Source organism: Pedobacter gandavensis (assembly GCF_032677645.1).
Classification (GTDB): domain Bacteria; phylum Bacteroidota; class Bacteroidia; order Sphingobacteriales; family Sphingobacteriaceae; genus Pedobacter; species Pedobacter gandavensis_A.
In genome coordinates this window covers 513,440-533,374 of sequence record NZ_JAVTSB010000002.1, presented here as the reverse complement: position 1 = coordinate 533,374, position 19,935 = coordinate 513,440, and the positions used below count along the sequence as shown (strand labels likewise).

Annotated in this window: 12 protein-coding genes; all 12 read left to right on the top strand. The window is 43.0% G+C overall.

Going from position 1 to position 19,935, the window contains the following annotated elements:
- The first annotated feature begins 170 nt into the window (after positions 1 to 170).
- Positions 171 to 440, top strand: coding sequence for an ORF6N domain-containing protein (locus R2Q66_RS05705; RefSeq protein WP_316747039.1), 270 nt, complete (start codon positions 171 to 173; stop codon positions 438 to 440).
- Between the two features lie 125 nt (positions 441 to 565).
- Complete coding sequence (locus R2Q66_RS05700) at positions 566 to 976, top strand: HYC_CC_PP family protein (protein WP_316747038.1); 411 nt, start codon at positions 566 to 568, stop codon at positions 974 to 976.
- A gap of 82 nt (positions 977 to 1,058) precedes the next feature.
- Positions 1,059 to 2,444 carry a TolC family protein gene (locus R2Q66_RS05695; protein ID WP_316747037.1) on the top strand — a complete coding sequence of 462 codons (1,386 nt, stop codon included), beginning with the start codon at positions 1,059 to 1,061 and terminating at the stop codon, positions 2,442 to 2,444.
- A gap of 13 nt (positions 2,445 to 2,457) precedes the next feature.
- Positions 2,458 to 5,607, top strand: a complete 3,150-nt coding sequence (locus tag R2Q66_RS05690) for an efflux RND transporter permease subunit (protein WP_316747036.1) — start codon at positions 2,458 to 2,460, stop codon at positions 5,605 to 5,607.
- 4 nt (positions 5,608 to 5,611) lie between these two features.
- On the top strand, positions 5,612 to 6,709 hold the full coding sequence (locus R2Q66_RS05685) for an efflux RND transporter periplasmic adaptor subunit (protein ID WP_316747034.1): 1,098 nt from the start codon (positions 5,612 to 5,614) through the stop codon (positions 6,707 to 6,709).
- A 1,323-nt stretch (positions 6,710 to 8,032) separates the two neighbouring features.
- Positions 8,033 to 11,035, top strand: coding sequence for a SusC/RagA family TonB-linked outer membrane protein (locus tag R2Q66_RS05680; protein WP_316747033.1), 3,003 nt, complete (start codon positions 8,033 to 8,035; stop codon positions 11,033 to 11,035).
- A 20-nt stretch (positions 11,036 to 11,055) separates the two neighbouring features.
- On the top strand, positions 11,056 to 12,621 hold the full coding sequence (locus R2Q66_RS05675; RefSeq protein WP_316747032.1) for a RagB/SusD family nutrient uptake outer membrane protein: 1,566 nt from the start codon (positions 11,056 to 11,058) through the stop codon (positions 12,619 to 12,621).
- Positions 12,622 to 12,654: 33 nt separating this feature from the next.
- Positions 12,655 to 13,335: a hypothetical protein gene (locus R2Q66_RS05670; RefSeq protein WP_316747031.1), complete on the top strand. Its 681-nt coding sequence runs from the start codon at positions 12,655 to 12,657 to the stop codon at positions 13,333 to 13,335.
- 11 nt (positions 13,336 to 13,346) lie between these two features.
- Positions 13,347 to 14,381 carry a DUF5007 domain-containing protein gene (locus tag R2Q66_RS05665; protein ID WP_316747030.1) on the top strand — a complete coding sequence of 345 codons (1,035 nt, stop codon included), beginning with the start codon at positions 13,347 to 13,349 and terminating at the stop codon, positions 14,379 to 14,381.
- A gap of 31 nt (positions 14,382 to 14,412) precedes the next feature.
- On the top strand, positions 14,413 to 17,559 hold the full coding sequence (locus R2Q66_RS05660) for a SusC/RagA family TonB-linked outer membrane protein (RefSeq protein ID WP_316747029.1): 3,147 nt from the start codon (positions 14,413 to 14,415) through the stop codon (positions 17,557 to 17,559).
- A 16-nt stretch (positions 17,560 to 17,575) separates the two neighbouring features.
- A complete protein-coding gene (locus R2Q66_RS05655) occupies positions 17,576 to 19,099 on the top strand; it encodes a RagB/SusD family nutrient uptake outer membrane protein (RefSeq protein WP_316747028.1) in 1,524 nt (507 codons plus the stop codon).
- Positions 19,100 to 19,134: 35 nt separating this feature from the next.
- Complete coding sequence (locus R2Q66_RS05650) at positions 19,135 to 19,920, top strand: hypothetical protein (RefSeq protein ID WP_316747027.1); 786 nt, start codon at positions 19,135 to 19,137, stop codon at positions 19,918 to 19,920.
- Positions 19,921 to 19,935 lie beyond the last annotated feature (15 nt).

Here is a 19,935-nt window from a genome sequence, read left to right as displayed (position 1 = left end):
ACACAAAGCCCATATACCTTTAATAGTAATGATTGCTATAGGATGCCTTCGGTATGTTGCCGTATTGCGTTCGGATCTTCTCAATGGTTGCGTAATGGTTGGAAGATGGTTGGATGATCCCTGGATGACCCTAAGGACCTTCCAACGATGTTCTAAGGATCATGTGAGGCTTGAGTAATCCGGAGCTCATCCCGAGGGCAGGTCGAAAGCAGGAGTCAGCTTTGAAGGGCTTAATAGCGTATTTACAAGCTTTGCTTTATGTTGTAGAAACCAAGCAGCTTAAAAGGCAGGTTAAGCGGAACATGGATCGTTTTCCCGAAGATTTTACGTTTGAATTGAGGCCAGAAGAATACCCTATTTCAAGGAGCCAATCTGGCACCTTGAAACAGGGAGGTAATGTAAAGTATACGCAATCCTCCAAGGATCAGGATTGGTTTTAAACCCGATATTCTTAAATAATTTATGGAGAAGTATCACATACTAATCTCCCCTCAGAATTATGTAAAAGATTCCCGTAATCATGTAATACTTATCCAAAACCTGGAAGCCATCTTTGTTCCATCCTATGAAAAAACTGTTAAGCCTGTTTCTTTGTCTATTGTTCCTGATCGTATCCACTGGATTTACGACCAGTGCACATATTTGCAAAGGCGTAAAACAGGAAACCCGGATATTTTCTAAGGAGCACCAGGATCAGGTATGTCCGGTTTGCGCTTTAAAAAACAAGCAGCAGACTAAGAAGGACAATTGCTGCAAGCATGAAAAGGAGCAGGTGAAGCTGGCGGATAAAGTGCAAAAACTCCTGCAGCAGGACAACATTTCAAAATTCTCAGGCGAAGCGGTTTTATACCTTCATCCTGCAATTACCACGATCTGGGACGATAAAGTAAGCAATGGTAAAACGGATGCTTTTTATTTTTCTACCCCATTACAGGGGCCCCCATTCTACATTTTACATTGTGTATATCGGATATAGGCCATCATCATTTTGAACACCGGAGTAGGACAATATCCTCCTTCATTATGATGGTTTAATTTCTAATTACAGCTATAAGACAATGAATATCAGATTCATTGCGTTGGCGGTGCTATGTGGCGTATCGACGATGTCGTATGCGCAAACTTTGCAGCTGCCCGACGCATTACAACGTTCTATTCAGAACTACGAAAAAATTAAAGCAAAAGAAGCATTGGTTAAGGCTTCACAAGAAAACACCAATTATCAGAAAAGCCAGTATTTACCCGATTTCACGGTGCTGGCACAACAGAGTTTTGGCACGATAAACGCGCAGAACGGGCCGATGTACGGTTATGGCGGCTTAGGTTCTGCGGCAACCTCGATGCCACTGGCAACACAAAACTGGAATGCCGCTTTCGGCTCCCTGTACCTCGCCAACGTCAACTGGAACCTGTTTACCTTTGGCAGGATCAAAAATCAGGTGAACCTGGCCAGGGTAGAAGAAAAGCAGGCGGCAACGGATCTGGAGCAGGAGAAATTCCAGCATCAGGTGAAAGTTGGGGCGGCTTATTTTAACCTCTTCGCCAGTCAGCGGATCAAATATGTGCAGGAGAAAAATCTGGAGCGTGCGCAGGTGTTTATGCACACTACAGTGAGCCGTGTGGCCAGCGGACTGATTCCGGGGGTAGATGCTTCCCTGGCTAAAGCGGAAGTCTCTAACGCCCATTCTGCGCGAATTAAGGCCTATGATATGGAGCTGGAGTATTCTAAAACACTGGCCGTGTTGCTTGGAGAAGAATACCAAAGCTTCACTTTAGACACTGTTTTTACCGGTAAAACTCCGCAGTTAATAGATAGTCAGCGGGTTACCCTGATGAACCACCCATTGCTGCTATGGCAAAAGACTAAAGTCTCCGGGAGTATGCAATCGGAAAAGATCCAGCGTTCGCAAACCATGCCTTCCTTATCTGCTTTCGGTGTGGTACAGGGGCGGGGTTCCGGCTTTGAATCCAACTATGTACAAGATAATAGCGCTTACTCAAAATCTTATCAAAAAGGGGTAGGGATAGACCGTGGAAATTACCTCGCCGGACTCACTTTGTCCTGGAATCTGACCAACATTTACCGTTTCGGAGCCAGGGTAAAACAGCAGAAACATCAGACTACAGCCCTTCAAAACGAGTACCATCTCCTCCATGAGGAGCTTTCCGCACAGACACAACTTGCCAATGCGAAATTAAAAAACGCGGTAGACAACTTTGAAGAGACCAAAATCCAGATCCAGGCAGCGGCCGATGCTTACCGTCAGAACAGCACTTTGTATCGCAACGGCTTAACCACCATTGTGGATTTAACCCAATCGCTATACGCGCTGAACCGTGCGGAGATCGACTTTGAGCTCGCCAGGAACAACATCTGGCAAGCCTTACTGTTAAAATCTGCTGCGGCAGGAGAGCTGTCTATTCTACTAAATGCCATTCCATAACCCCGAAAAACCCATGAATTTATTACGTATAGCCTTGCGCAAACCCATTTCCATTATGGTCATGGTGCTCGGGCTTTTGTTCTTCGGGATCAAAGCCTCTAAGGATATCAAGATCGATATTCTTCCGGAAATGAACCTTCCTGTGGTGTATATCGCCCATTCTTTTAACGGGTATACCCCGCAACAGATGGAAGGATATTTCACCAAAATGTATGTCAATATGATGCTTTTTACCAGTGGCATCAAAAGTATAGAAACTAAAAATACCCAGGGATTAACCCTGATGAAGCTCAATTTTTATGAGGGGATAGACATGGGACAGGCCATTGCAGAAATCAGTGCTTTGTCTAACAGGTCTCAGGTTTTCCTGCCTCCAGGGGCACCACCACCCTTTATTATCCGCTTTGATGCTTCCTCGCAACCTGTCGGACAGCTCGTTTTCCGGAGCGAAACCAAGACCAACAACCAGTTGCAGGACATCGCCAACTTTACCGCGCGTCCCTTCCTGATAGCCATTCCCGGATTAACTACAGCGCCTCCTTTTGGCGGTAGTCCGAGGACGGTAGAAATTAATATCGACCCGAATAAACTGCGCAGTCACCAGTTGTCTCCGGATCAGATTGTGGAAGCGATCAGTCGCAACAACATCACCGCGCCTTCAGGGAACGTGTATATCAACGATATCAATTACCTGACGCCAACAAATAACACGATTAAAGCGGTCGAAGATTTCGGCAACATTCCTATTTTCAAAGGAAAAGCCGATAACCTTTACATCCGCGATGTGGCCACTGTAAAAGACGGTGCAGATATTACTACGGGCTATGCCTTGATCAATGGCAAGCGTTCCGTGTACATCAATATTGCCAAATCCGGCAATGCTTCCACCTGGGATGTGGTCAGCAATCTGAAAAAAGCGATCCCTAATATCCAGAACAATTTACCGGACGACATCAAGATTTCTTACGAGTTCGATCAGTCGGTTTATGTAATTAATGCCGTTAAAAGTTTAATGGTAGAAGGCGTGTTAGGCGCTTTACTCACCGGCTTAATGGTCTTGTTGTTTTTAGGAGATAAGCGCAGCGCGATTATTGTGATCCTGACTATTCCAATTTCTATCATTTCGGGCGTATTATTCCTGAAGCTTTTCGGACAAACGATCAACATTATGTCCTTATCCGGACTGGCTTTAGCCATCGGGATTCTGGTGGATGAGAGTACGGTTACGATTGAGAATATCCACCAGCATCTGGCCATGGGTAAACAAAAATCTCAGGCCATTTGGGATGCCTGTAAAGAAATCGCCTTCCCAAAACTGCTGATCCTGCTGTGTATTTTGGCTGTTTTTGCCCCTGCATTTATGATGACGGGTATTCCGGGCGCCTTATTTATGCCATTAGCCCTGGCCATTGGCTTTTCGATGATTGTTTCGTTTTTACTGTCGCAAACCTTTGTGCCCATCCTGTGCAACTGGATGATGAAGCCACATTCGGCAGAAGAACTGGCTAAAGAAACGCGTTTCGACCGTTTCAGAAAGCGCTTTATCGCCTTCCTGGAAAGCCTGCTTCCTAAAAAGAAACCGGTTATTATCGGGAGTTTTCTGGCCATTGGCGTCCTGATTTACCTGATGTTCAGCATCACCGGAACAGACGTTTTACCTGCCGTAAATTCTAGCCAGTTTCAATTGAGAATTAAAGCGCCGGAAGGAACGAGGATTGAGAAAACAGAACAGAAAATCAAGCAGGTGCTGCGGGAACTGGAAACGGTGATCGGCAAAGATCACATTGCGATTTCTTCTGTGTTTATCGGTCAGCATCCTTCCTCTTTTGCGGTAAGTCCGATTTACCTGTATAACGCGGGTCCGCATGAAGCCTTGATGCAAGTGGCATTAAAGGACTATTCCGGAAATACCAGCGCGTTAAAAGATGAAATCCGTGCCCATTTGAAAAATAAAATGCCGGAGCTACAGCTTTCTTTTGAGCCGATAGAGCTGACGGAAAAAATCCTGAGTCAGGGAACCAATACGCCTATTGAAGTACGTTTTTCGGGCATGATGAAAAAGAGAAACGTGATGTATGCGAATAAGCTGCTGGCGAAATTGAAAGAGATCGATTACCTGAGAGATCAACAGATCCCACAGTCCTTAAATTATCCCGCATTGGCGATTAATATCGACCGTGTCCGTGCGGCACAATTGGGAATTGATGCACAGGATATTGCTAAATCACTGATCGCGTCGACGGCTTCCTCCCGTTATACCAGCAAAAACATGTGGGTAGAAGGGATGATGGGAATCGCTTACGACGTGCAGGTGCAAACGCCTCAAAACGTGCTGAACAGCAAAGACGAGCTGGCCAACATTCCCCTGTTAAAAAACTCATCGCGACCGGTATTGGGCGATGTGGCAACGATTATGCCGACCACCACCCTTGGCGAAAGCTACAACCTGGGCACCATGGCCTATACCACAGTAACGGCCAACCTGCACAATAAAGACCTCGGAAAGGCGCAAAAGGATGTCAACGCAGCGATTGCTTCCTTAGGAGAAATTCCTAAAGGACTGAACATTTCTGTAGCAGGAATGGCGCCGGTGCTGGACGAAACGATGGACAGTCTGGTTAATGGATTATTAGTTGCCGTATTGGTGATTTTCTTAATGCTGACTGCCAATTTCCAATCCTTCAAAGTTTCATTTGTGGTGCTCACTACTGTTCCTTTTGTGGTGCTGGGCGCTTTAGTGCTTCTTAAAATCACGGGATCGACGCTAAACCTGCAATCTTACATGGGCATCATTATGTCTGTGGGGGTATCTATTGCCAATGCGGTGTTGCTGATCAGCAATGCGGAAACGTTGAGGCTACAAAACGGCGATGCTTTTGCCTCGGCAATGAAAGCGGCTTCGCTTAGAATGCGCCCGATTATCATGACTTCCATGGCGATGATTGCCGGGATGTTGCCTATGGCTATCGGCCATGGCGAGGGTGGAGATCAGGTTTCCCCATTGGGACGTGCCGTGATTGGCGGATTATTCGCCTCCACCTTCTCAGTATTGATTTTATTGCCATTGGTATTTGCCTGGGTACAGGGAAAAACAAGTACAACTTCGCCTTCCTTAGATCCGGAAGATGAAAACAGCCTCCATTTTGTTCAAAAAAACGCTTAAAAAAATGAAAAGATTCACCTATATCCTTGCGGGACTAGCGCTTACTTTCGCGGCCTGCAGTAATGAAGAAAAAGTAACAGATAAAGCTGCGGCAATGCCGATGCCCATGATGATGCAAAGTTTTGAGACAATATCCCTCTTAAAAACAAACCCTAAAGTTTCTTTAAAGCTGGCAGGGGAGTTGTTGGCGGATCAGGAGACCGAACTATATGCAAAAGTAAACAGTTACGTACAGCAGATTAAGGTCGATATAGGCTCAAAAGTAACTGCCGGACAAGTGCTTGTGGTGCTGGAGGCGCCGGAGATTCAGGCACAACTGGCTACTGCAAAATCAAAACTGAAAGCACAGGAAGCGATTTATATCGCTACTAAATCCAATTACGACCGGATGTTTGATGCCGATAAAACCGAAGGGGCCATTGCGAAAGATGCTTTAGACCAGATCACCGCCCGGAAACTGGCCGATGAAGCCCAGGTAGCTGCGGCAAAATCAGTCTACAATGAACTCAAAGCGATGACCAACTATTTGGTGATCCGTGCGCCATTTAGCGGCACGGTAACCGATAGAAACGTAGACCTGGGGGCTTATGTTGGTCCGATGGGTAAAGCGGCAGATCTGCCCTTATTGGTTGTACAAAACAACCAGAAGCTGCGGTTGTCTTTGTCGGTGCCGGAAGCGAATACGCCTTACCTGAATATCGGGGATACCATCCGGTTTAAAGTAAAATCTATTCCTCAGAAAATGTACATGGCCCGGATTTCCAGAAAATCGGGTGCATTGGACGAGAAATTGCGTTCGGAAAAGATTGAAGCCGACCTGATGAATGTGAATCAGGAGTTAAAACCATTGATGGTCGCAGAAACGATGATTCCCTTACAAGCCAGAGCAGCCAGTTTCTTTATTCCAAAAACAGCGCTGGTAGATGCCAATCTAGGGGTTTATGTGATCCGCATTGAAAACGGGAAGACCAAAAACATCCCCGTTGCTAAAGGCAGAATGATGCCGGATAAACTGGAAATATTCGGGGAATTGATGGATGGGGATCAGATTTTGCTAAAAGCGACTGAAGAAATCGAAGAAGGAACCTCCATTAAAAAATAAGCGGCTCTTTCCATAAGAATAACCGGGTTTTTCCAGGTAACCAACTCACAAAAGCCAACTTCGGTTGGCTTTTGTGCTATAAAAGAGGTTTGATATTGGGCGGGAATAGCGTTTATTTGCGTTAAGGTTGCTGTAAGTCCTCGTACGGGTTACGATACAAACCCCTACAGCAAACTTAGAGCAAGTGTAGGTGGGGATGTACGATACTCTATTCGAAGATGCCACTCTTCCCGACCACAACCCGACCACTTCCGGCATCCAACCTCAGCAATGTTTTTTAAAGAATCCCGGAGAAAAGAAATCCTTCCAAAAAGCTGCGGGAATTTATTCCGCGGATTTGCGGTTGGAAAGGATCATTTGGGCGACTAAATAGCCAAAATTGGACAGTTTTTTAGAGCGTTTCTTTGTAACAGCGCCGTTATGATTCAAATATTATCCTGAATGTCAATTTTTTGACGATTATCCGCTAGTGCAAACGTTTGTGTAATGAAGAAAAATCAATTATTCAGACCGAAATCTGCAGCGGTATTTTCGTTTTATGACGAATAAAATTTAATCTTAAGGCGGATTGGCTTATCGCTAATCGACTGTTTACAAGTTGTTTCCAAAGTTACTAAACGCTTTTAGTAACTCCAGACAGTTTTTAGTTCCCCGAAAAAAATATCCTTACAGTTATTTGCCTTAAAATAAGAGCGGTCTGGATACTATTTTAATAGTTGTTTCTATAATACTAATTCAGGGATAAGATTTAATAATAATGTAATTATACATAATCATTTGAAATTAAATCTTTAATTTCTTGGTATGGAATACTGTTGTTGCGATAATTAAGGCTTAATCAAACGTTTGCGCTGTCATTTTCAAGAGAGTGGCGATTTAATTATTCTAAATTGCTTTCATTAAGTATTACATAATCCTTAGCTGTTGACCAACCACCAGAATAACATATTCTGCAACACTAGGATAGCTATACGAATGCCACTGAAAAGACATTTTGGCAAAATATGTTACAACTAACCTAACCAACAACCTAAACCAAACTAACTATGATTACAATTTTTACTCAACCTCAGCAATTGCCTCTAAATTGTTTGATCCAGATTTAAAATCCATTTAAAAATAGAACAATCAGGTTATTCCATTATCAAATTAGATAATTAACCCATCTCTATCCTATTCTTTTTTGGGCTTTATTATTTAACAAGAAGATTTTTTAATGATTAACCCCTTCCACAATATTTTGTGGTTAGTGGATTTCTATGGCCTGATTTATCCTACACGGGAACTTAACTAAGCTAACAATCTAATAATTAAATAATACGAATGAAAATGGTCCGAATTATTGCGAGTGTGTTCTTTGCGGTCCTGGTTTCTGCGCTTTGTTTTTTAAAGGCAGAGGCAAAGGCGCGTCCTACCGCTCCCCTGAATTACCACAGTATTCTCATAAGACAGGATACGGTGCCCGAAGACTCTGTGGAGTTAAAAAGGATAGAGAAAGCAATATCCAAGAAAATCAGTAACTCCGCGATCCTCAAAGGAACCCGGGATTCTGTCAACATCAAAGTGGTTGCTTTAAGTCCGAATGTTTCGCTACAGCAAATGCTGAAAGGAAATGTTGCCGGAGTTTACGTTCAGGAAACCACCGGAGAGCCCGGCGCTGAACAAAGTATGTTGATCAGAGGGCTTTCTGCCCCGATTTTCAGCAGAAGAGACATGTATGCTGTACAACCTGCAGTATACTTAAATGGGATTCCCTTAACACAGGACAATCCCTTTTCTTTTGAAATCCAAAAATACGATTTCAACCGTATTGGCCCTGCTACCAACCTTTTATCCTTTATAGACATCAACGATGTGAACTCTATTGAGGTGATCAAAGACCCCGTTGCCCTGGCTAAACTAGGCCCTAACGCGGCAAATGGCGCAATCTGGGTCACCACTAAAAACGCCAAATCCGGCCCGCGTCAAATCAGTATGAACAGTTATTTCGGGATGGTTCAATCCAGTAAGGTGAACACCGTGAATGGTGCTTATGAAAACGCCTTTCGCAAGCCTTTTTACCAGAAATATGCCACTGCCGATGACCGTGCTAACTATGTAGGTTACTTAAGGGATTCAACGAGTACCGATTATTACGGCCCTTCTAACTGGAATGACCTGTATTTCAAAACGGCCCCTGTTTACTCCCTTGATTTAAGCTTAACCGGTGGATCGGAACGTGCAAACTTCCGGTTTTTTGGTGGTAATACCCGTAGTGCCGGAAATGCAGATGAAACTGCTTTAAATCGCTATACTGCCGGATTTCAAATCAATATGGCACCCTTTGAATGGCTTACTTTATCTACAAAGATCAATGCCACCAGACTAGACAGAAACAGAAACAGAAGTGTGAGAGATCGTTTCGGAGAAACTACTTACCTGACGGATTTCACCACCCCACTGTCTCCTAATAAAGCACTTTACCAAAGCTTTCTCGATGAGTATACCAAGGTAATCGACGAGAATACCAATACCCTTTTACAGGGAGCAGTAGCATTGACGGTGAAACTGAACAAAATCAATTTCACCACCAGCTTGCTTTTTGATTATATGGAAGGCACCAGAGATGCTTTCTTCCCTTCTACTTTAATGGAGGACAATAACTTTGTTTCCAATTATTTCGGTTACAATCAACGCGTCATTTTTAATAATGCTTTCAGTTATAAATATGATTTAAACAGAGACCACCATTTTGAATTCGAACTGGGCCAGTCTTTACAGAATGATACCTATAAATATAACTATGCAAAAGCTTATAACGGACCTAACGATTTTATCAAGATCAATAAGGTAGATGGTAACAGAGATCATAAGGATGATTATTTAGAATCTCCATATGGCGGGTTCTATGTGTCCCGTTTCAATGACCGTGAAAAAAGCAAACTGATTTCCTTTTATGGCGCTGCAAAGTACCAGTTTAAAGACTTGTTAATCCTGAGAGGGAGTTTAAGAAATGATGGTTCTTCTAACGGACAACCAGATAGCCGCTGGATGGTAACGCCTGCAATTGGTGCAGAATGGAGCCTTAAAAACCAGTTCTTAACCGCAAATAATTTGTTCGATGATTTGAAGTTAACCGCTTCATGGTCTAGAATTATGAAACCATTTAACGACGATCGTTTCGCCGGTGGCCCGCAGTACAGAGTAAATATGGGATGGAATGAAGAGCCAACTATACCTACCTATGGTGGTTTTGCTGGTATCATGAGACCCTATACTTCCGGATGGGTGGGTTATGGCATCGGACTTCCTTTTGTAGATCAGTTTAACCTTGGTTTAGACGGTAGTTTCTTAGGAGGCCGCTTAAACGGAGGCATCACGTTCTACCAGAAAGACGATAAAAGAATGGTACTGAACTTACCGTTGGTTACAGAAAGTGGCTACGAAAGTATCAATGCAACCGGAATGGATGTGCGCAATACAGGGATAGACCTGACGGTGAATGCAGAAATTTTGAAAAATAGCCTGGGGCTAAACTGGACTTCAGGTTTCAACCTGAACTTCAATAAAAATAAACTGACGGCTTTACCGAATGGTTTAAAGGAGTTGATTATCGGAGATCGCTTACTTAAAGTAGGGGAGTCTATCGGTGCCTTCTGGTTGTACGAAAACAAAGGCATTTTCAACAATGCGACTGATATTCCGGTAAATCCGGCTAATGGACGTCCTTTAACCTTTGATGGAAATACGCTGAAAGCTGGTGACCCGATCTGGAAAGATCAGAATGGCGACTACGTGATTAACGATGCCGATAAGGTATTGAAAGGTAGCCGTCTTCCTAAGTTTACTGCCGGATGGACTAACCAGTTCAGCTATGCAGGTGTTGACCTGACTTTACAGGTTTTTGCGGCAATCGGACAAAAAGCATTGAATCAATATGATGCCAACCGTTACGATTTTATCAACAGAGAAAACTCTAATAACATCGGTTCCATCAGAGAGGTAAACTCCTGGCAGCTTAGCAGTAACGCGAAAAGTTACCCGATTTATAACCCATGGAGTGATGTAATCCCTTACCGTATCGATCAGGACATCTTTTTAGAGAATGCTTCTTATGTAAAATTAAGAACCGTGTCTCTTGGATATGACCTGACCAAAACAAAGGCCATCAAAAACATGAAAGCAGATGTAAAAAGAATCTATGTCTATGTGACTGCCAACAATCTACTTACACTGACTTCTTTCAGCGGTGGTGATCCCGAACTAATTGATTATACCGGTATGTACAATGGTTACGGAATGGCTATTCCGAGAACGTACACACTTGGGGTAAAGTTTGATTTATAGTTTTAAATAGAATAAATAAGATGATAAATTTTATAAACAGGAACACAAATTTTAATAAAGCCGTAACCGCTTTATTATTACTGGCAGTGATGTCAATGAACTTCTCCTGTAAAAAAGCATTGGATGTGCGATCCACCAGGTTATCTACCGAAGAAACTCAGTGGACTACCCTTGAAGATGGCTTATCCGGCGTGTTGGGAATGTATGCTTTAATGCGTACCGCGATGGCCAGTAACAATACCCACTGGTTAATGGGCGATTTGAGACAAGGAGATTTTCAGGCCACCAACAGGTCTGATTTGAAAGCCATCATTCGTGGAGATTTGAAAGCCTCTTATCCCATCATGAATGAAATTACCAACTGGCGTAGATTTTACTCGGTGATCAATGCAACCAGTTTGTTCATTGAAAGATCAGGTGAAATCCTGGCGAAGGATAAACGCTATACCAAAGTAAATAATGACGTGGATATCGCGCAGGCAAGAGCTTTAAGGGCTTTCGCTTATTTCTATATGGTACGGATCTGGGGCGATGTTCCTTTGATCACTTCTTCACACGATGGACAGTTTGAAGAGCATGAAAGAACTGACCAGAAAAAAGTGCTGGCATTTGCAGAAGCTGAACTGCTGGCCGCGGCAAAGACTTTACCGATCTATTACGGATTGGCAGATCCTCAGCTTCCAGGTGATTATTATGGTAAAAACCGTGATTACTGGAATGGTGTATTGCTGACTAAAATCTCCGCTTATGGGATCATGTCGCACATCACAGCATGGCAGGGAAGATACACGGAAACTGAGGTATACACCAAGTTTATCATGGACAATTACCAGAAAGATGGTACCCAGTCTGCCCCTAAATACATCGATATGGATGACCTGACTGAAAACGGATGGAACAGTCCTTTTGCCTTTAAAAGGGGAGTACAGATTGTCGGTTTCGCCTTTGAATATGGAAATGGTGAAGCTACGGCAAACGGTCATATTGAGCAGCTTACTTTAGCCGCTCCGATTATCCGTAAGCCAACACCAGATATGTATGTGCCTAAAGACACGATTCTTTCGGCCTTTAAAGACAGAAAAGATCTACGTTTTGGATTAGATACGGTTACAAAATTATTCCGTACCAATTACTTCGTCAACTTCAATACCGAGAAACCGATTTTCAAAAAGATTGCGGTAGTCCAGAACGGAGATATTGGCAACGACGGAACTTATGCGGTGTTCAGTTCTGCCGTATTGTTTACCCGACTGGAAGAATTAACCCTGCTGAGAGCAGAAGCGCTGGCGGTACTTGGCTTTAGAAATGAAGCAATTGAGGCCTTAAATACGGCTACTGCAAAACGCGGTATCACGAGCTTTCCAATTGGTTCTTCTGACGATGTCCTGGATGCCATTTTTGCGGAACGCAGAAGAGAGCTGATGGGTGAGGGATGGAGATGGTATGACCTGGTGAGGTACAACCGGATTAAACGTAACAACCCTGCCTTTAATAAAATCCTGGATGAAAACGGAATCTATTGGCCAATATCAAAGGATGTCCTGAATGCCAATAAAAGGATCGTTCAAAATAGTTACTGGAATTAAGCCCTTTCAGTTCATCACCTTAAATAAATTGTAATGAAAAATACTATAAAAAATCTCTTTTTTCTCCCGGTTATGATGGCCTTATGCCTTTTCATGATCCTGCCGGCCTGTAAAAAAGTGGATAAGACCTATTACGACTATGAAAACAAGAGTCAGGAATTTGATGGGAATACGATGGCTTACTTTAAGTCGCAAACCGGTATGTTCGACTCTCTTTTATTGGTGCTTAACCGCCTTCCTGCTTTGCAGGACTCCCTGACAAACAAAGACCTGACGGTTTTTGCAGTGACCAACAAGAGCTTTGAAGCGGCCATTAAGAACCTGAATGTCATGAGAAAGATGGAGCTGAAAGCGCCAATCTATCTGGCTAATGCGGATCTGGCAGAGCTGGATACCATGGTGTGTAAATACCTGCTGGCCGGTAAAAAAAGATCGGCAGATTATCAGGGCTACTCCGATGGTGTACACGTGACGACCATCAGTCATGGTTATCCAATGCACATCCTTTTCGAAAAAGCGAGTGCTTCAGGATTGATCAATGGCGGACCTCAGATTTTAACTTACAGTGATCCCAGAGGATCGATTTTCGTGAAATTCTGGCAGCGTAGCCCTACCAATGCGGTGAACGTCCTGACGCACAATGCAATTGTCAACGTTCTGGCACCCAGCCATGAATTTGGCTTTAATGAATTTACTAAAAGAATTAATAAATAAGGCCATAAGACATGAACAATAAATACTCCTTAACATCATGCTATATGTTTTTTATGGGGATTGCAGTCCTGCTGACTGTATCCTGCAAAAAGGACCTTCCTGATGATCGTTTGGCGCTGGGGGCAGATGCAATTTTTACCTCCACAATTTACAGCCCTACTTTAGGGCGCAATACCCTTTTTACCGAAAATTTTAATTCAGGAACAGGTTCTGGCCTGCCACTGGATTTTAAGATCATCAATTTGCGCAGAAGAGACGGTTCTGCCGCGCCTGAGCTGACAGAAAATTTTCCGGTTAAAGTATGGACAAAAGCCTATACCGGGACCGAGAAATCACTGGCAGAAATTGAAGAGAAAAGAAAGATAGAAAATCATCCGCTTTTTGAAATCCGCAAGCATTCCGGTCAGTTTCTGATGTGGGCAAACTCCAGTGCTTCCTTTATCAGGGCACGTCCGGATTCGGGCTATGTGTTTGATGTGGAAGTGAGCAATTCCGGTGGTAGAAGATACTTTAAAGACTTTAAACTGATCCCTTACAGAGAGCGCGCTTTTGAACCATCTAACCAGGATCCGATTACCGGACAGGCACAATCAGTAGGCGTAGGCATGTCGGAAATCCGTAATATGGAAGGGGAGAAAAGAGGCAATTTTATTAGTCCTTATGATATTGAAGCTGTTTTTAACAAAGTGAATGATACGGGAAACTCCCTGACCTTCAAGTTTAAAGATTCCCTGAACAATACGATGGATCCGGCCTTGTTTAGCACCACCAAATGGACTGAACTGGTGCATGGTTTTAACATGAAAATGACGCCTGAATATGTGAAATATGACGTGTCTTATCCTATCCCTTCCGTAGAATTTCCTACCATATATACCAATTCAAGCGGGAGTAGATCCAGAGCCGTTTTCCGTTACGAAAGAGTGGGTCGCGGTAATTCTCTGATCAAGGCTTATATGGCGCTTGACTTCAGTATCTATGAACGTGGAGATTGGGAAATCATCTTCAAGTTTAAAGGAGAGCGTCCAAAATTCACCAATGACTAACCAAGGTTCTAATTTTTAATATAAATCAGAGATGAAGTATCTAATTATAGTGTTTTCTTTACTCCTGTTCTGCGGCTTTAATACAGAGGTATTTGCGCAGCAGAAGCAGGTTGTAGTACAGGGAACTGTTTTTGATAAGGCCGAGAAAATGGGCATGCCCGGCGTCAACATCCAGTCCGGAAGCCCATTGAAAAGTGTGGGAATAACGAATGAAAAGGGACAATTTACCATCCGTGTTCCGGAAAATGCAGAGTTGTTTTTTAAGTATATAGGCTATACAACAGTCAGAAAAAAAGCCGATGAGAAATCAAAAATGAACGTCTACTTAGCGGAAGAGCAAAGTGCGTTAAAAGAAACGGTGATCATTGGTTATCAAACTAAAACAAAAGAAACGAGTACAGGATCAAGTGTGGTGATTACCGCCAAAATGATCCAGGATGTACCTGTTGCCAATCTGATGGAGTTAATTCAGGGTAAAGTTCCGGGATTAAACGTGCAGAACAACAATGGTTCTCCGGGGATGCGTGGATCGATCAACTTGCGTGGTTTATCCAGTATCAATGTTTCAGAATCCGGTGGTTCTGCCTTCTTAACACCAACATCGCCATTATTTGTAGTGGATGGGGTGCCAATCGAAGACACGAATAATTTTGACTACGGTTTTCAGCAGTCGGGCCCGGGGATTAGCCCGCTATCCCTGATTCCAGCGGAAGATGTGGAAAGAATAGAGATCCTTAAAGATGCACAGGCGACCGCATTATACGGTTCTCGTGGTGCCTATGGGGTTATCCTGATCACCACCAAACGTGGAAATTCGAAAGTGCCGATTATCAAATATGTATCCAACTATTTCATGAATACGGTTCCAAAATTAAGGAATGTAATCGGTGGCAGGGGAGAACGTGATATGCGTATCAATCAGATCAGGGCTAATGACAGCAGTTATTATCACGCCATGGAAACGATCAGTGGCAGTCCTTTCTTAGCAGATAGTTTAAATGCTTTTTACAACAATGCAACCGATTGGCAGTCTTATTTCTACCGCACTACCTATAACCAATCGCACAACGTAGACATCTCTGGTGGTGACAACACTTTTAACTATAAAGTGAACACCGGTTATTACGATGAAAAAGGGATTATGGAGAACACAGGGCTGAGTCGTGTGAGTTTAAATATGAACATGCAATATCAGCCAAGTCAGAAGTTCAGGATGTTTGCCAGTATTAGTAATGCCCTGGCTAAAAACAGTAAAGGGAGTGGAAACGGCTTATTGCAAGCCAAGGCGGCCGATGGCGGTAACCAATCCTCTTTATTGCCGGCTCCTTCTCAATACACTTCGGTGAATGCTGTATTGGCGAATAAGCAAACGCAAAATGAGAATAAATCCATCAATATGGTGGCCAATATGGACTTAAGATATGAGTTCTTAAAAAATCTGGCAGCTTCTACCAGCTTTAGTTATACGTATGCTTCCGGAACAGAAGATAATTTTATCCCTGCGGCCATTAATAACAATGCCGGTCAGCTTTACCTGTACAACGAGAAGAAAGTAGCCTTATACAACAGAAATACTTTGGCTTACAATCTTTCGATTGATGAAAAACATAATATCAATGCTACTTTATTTAATGAGCTTACCTCTACCAAGTTCTCGGCAGATGCCATGATGAACAAAAATACGGTAAATGATTATATCCAGGGGCCTACGATGGGCTATGGCTATCCCTTTTCTCCGGGTGGAACCTTAGACAATTTCTTCGACAAACGTTCTGTTGCTTTTGCAGGATCCTTCTCTTATAACTACATGCAGAAATACGTGTTGGATTTAAGTTACCGTCTGGATGGAACCTCTACGAATGGACCGGAATCTGGTTATGCTAAAAATCCTTCCGTTGGGGTAAGATGGAACTTTAGTAAGGAAGATTGGCTGTCTAAAGTGAGCTGGTTAGATTACGCTTCCCTAAGAGGAAGTTATGGTAGTAACATTGTGCCTACAGGAACGATTTATGATGTGTATGGCCGTTACGTTTCTTCGGGAAATTATAACAACAACCCTACCGTTAGTCTGGACTTAAAAACAGTGCCTAACGTTGCACTAGAGCCAAAATCTACGACTACTTACAATCTTGGTTTCGATGCGAGTGTGTTTCAGAATAAAGTAAGTGTTGTTTTCGATACCTACTGGAAATATGTAGACAATGAGTTGAGAGGAAAAGAGCTGGCAACGATGAACTCTTTCGAAAAGATTTCTACCAATGAGATGAGCTTTATGGTTCGTGGTTATGAGCTTGCCGTTTCCTTTAAACCACTTCCTGCAACCAGCAAATTGAACTGGACGATTGGTGTGAATGGTGATTACCGCAGGGAAATCCTAACCGGTTTACCAGATGGGGTAAGACAATTTATGGTGAAAGATGCGAATACCGGTCAGAATATTTTATACCGTTTAGGTAGAAATACGCTGTCTAATGTATTGATGAATTCAAATGGGGTCTATGCCAATACCAGTGATGTTCCTGTAGATCCGATTACCGGATTAAGGTACCGCACCGGAACTGGTGGTAATGTACAGTATTTCCAGGCTGGTGATCCAAGATGGACAGATTTAAACGGGGATTATGTATCGAATGATCAGGATTTAGTCTCTGTTGGTACGGCACAACCGTCCATGGTGGGTGGTTTTAACTCAACCATGATTTACAAACAGTTTAGTTTAAATATCAACCTTTCCTATACTTATCTAAGAGATATCCTGAACAATGCTGCGGCACAACGTTTCCAGAATTTTGGTAAACCAACGGAACAGAAATCATTAACACCGCTTTGGGGCTACAATTTCTGGAATAATCCAGGTGATATTGCGGCTTTCCCTAATCCTTTTGATTATACCCGTCAGGAAGTGGTCAGACCATTCCGTTACGACCAGACCTTGTTCCAGGAAGATGGTTCTTACCTGAAAATTAATGATGTGACTTTCGGTTATACCTTCAAAAAGGAATTGACAAAAAGAATCGGAATTACCGGATTACGCCTTTACCTGACCGGAAGAAACCTATATACGTTTACCAATTATTCTGGTCCGAATCCGGAAAGTGTAGATGCCCTGGGTAGAGATGATTCAGGAGGATATCCAAATAGCCGTTCTTACACCTTCGGTTTAAATATTCAGTTCTAATCTTCAATCCTATTTAATGATGAAAAATATAAAATATATAATAATCGGGCTTAGTTGCAGTGTTGCACTGTTCTCAGGCTGTAAGAAATTTCTAAATGTAGTGCCTATTGATAACCTGACCGGGAACAACTACTGGCAAAATAAAAAGGATGTTGAAGCATTTACCTCAGGCTTATACCAACAATTCAGAGCTAAGGTAGCCGGAAATGATGCCAAGTCTTTTTACTTAACTTTTGATGTTAGAAATGCCCCGATTGAGGCGATTGACAAGCATTTGAACATCCTGGCGGCGGGCAATATCAGGAACTTGCAAAAGGAGGAGGACTGGAGTATTTCCGGTGATAAACAAGGAGGGGGTTATGGCTATTATAACATGACCAACTGGAAGAAGTTTTATGACATCATCCAGGCAGCCAATATTCTTACTGTGCAGGTAGATAATATCCCTACGGCTACTTTTTCGGAGAACGATAAGAAGCGTTACCGTGCTGAGGCCGTTTTCATGAGAAACCTGAGCTATTTATTTATGGTAAGGTTATACGGTGATGTCCCTTATTATACGGAGGCTTACCATACTGCTCCTTTGGCAAGAATGCCCATGGTAGAGGTTTTAGAAAAATGTATCGCGGATATGAAAGCGGTAAAAGAAGATTTGCCATGGAGCTATGGTGATCAGTCTATCGTAGCCATCAGAGCCACCCGTGGTAGTGCATTGGCTTTATTGATGCACCTGAATATGTGGGCTGCGGCTTTTGATTCGGGGAAAGCCACCGCGCATTATGTGGAAACGCAAAAGCTGGGCGCCGAGTTACTGGCGAATCCGGGGGTCTATGAATTGCTGCCCTTAGAAAAAAGCAAACAAATATTTAAAGGACGTACCAAAGAAGGTCTTTTTGAAGTGCTTCAGAATTCTAACTACGGGGAGTTTTTCAATGTAAGGTCAAACTTAGCGAATCTGATGACTTACTATCCGTATCGCGGAACGATTAGGGAGACCACCAACAGGGCTTATTATACCACCAAATACATGGAATCGCTTTACCCTACGAGTGGAGGACCAGACAAGCGTTTGACCACCTGGTTTAATAAACCTTTTAGCGGGGATGCGAGCTTTCAGTTTTTAAAATTCATCAATGTGTATGGTGGGGAAGGAACCGCGGTAAGAAATGACGATAACATCATTGTATTCCGTTATGCTGATGCCATTTTACTGGCTGCAGAAGCAGCTGCTGAAACGGAAGATGTTGGCGAAGCGCAACGCCTGGTTAATATGATCAGAACCAGAGCCAATGCCTCACAAATCACCACCACAGGATCGGACCTGAAGGATGATATCTACAGGGAACGTTGTCGCGAACTCATGGGCGAAGGACATTATTACAATGACCTGGTTCGTACCAAGCGCATCATGAATGCCAAATTTAACTTGTCTACCGTCATGTCGGTGAGCGATTTTATTCAGGGCGCATGGACATGGCCGATTTATAAGGACGCGATGAACAACAATCCTTACATGAAGCTAAATGATTTTTGGAAATAATTACCAGCGGAGTTAACGCTATTAATAAAGAAAATATGTGTAAAATAATAAAGAATCCACTGTTGAGTTTACTGCTAGTCGTATTGATGTTGACGGCCTGTAATAAAGACAAATATTTTTATGATACCGGTGTGCATAAGGCCGAATATAACGGGAGTATCTTAAGCTACCTGAAATCAAAACCAGTATATTTTGACTCCCTGGTTCGGGTGATCAATCTGGCAGGAATGAATGACATTTATGAGAAAGAGAACCTGACCTTTTTTGCACCTCCAAGTGCATTGGTTCATAAATCAGTGATGCGTTTAAATCAATATTTAAGGTACAATGGCCGGGATACCGTTTCTCAGCTAGAGCAGATTAAGCCGGTGGTATGGCGTCAGATGCTGGCACTTTATACTTTTAAAGGCACTAACCGCCTGAAAGATTATCAGCAGATTGATACCAACTCTATTCTTGCTTTTCCGGGACAAGGCTATAAAGGCTACGGAAATGTGGAGGAGAACCTGAATAGAACCATGAATATCGGGGTGGTATTTAATGATGCCGCAGGGGTTAAATATGCAGGATACAGACAGCTGGTCTTGTCTTATATCTCCGACTTATCACAGCCTACCCGCTATTTGAACTATGCACAGGTGGCCAGTTCTGATATTGCACCCAACAATGGAATTATCCATGCTTTAAATATTTTGGGGATAAGCACCTTTAAGGATAAAAAGGATAAGCTCACCACCGTAAGGTACCCGCTGTATTTTGGCTTCGAGGCAGATGATTTTGTCTTGCTGGCCGTTGCGAACGGAATTTCTCCAAAACAATAAACAGGATTATTTAGA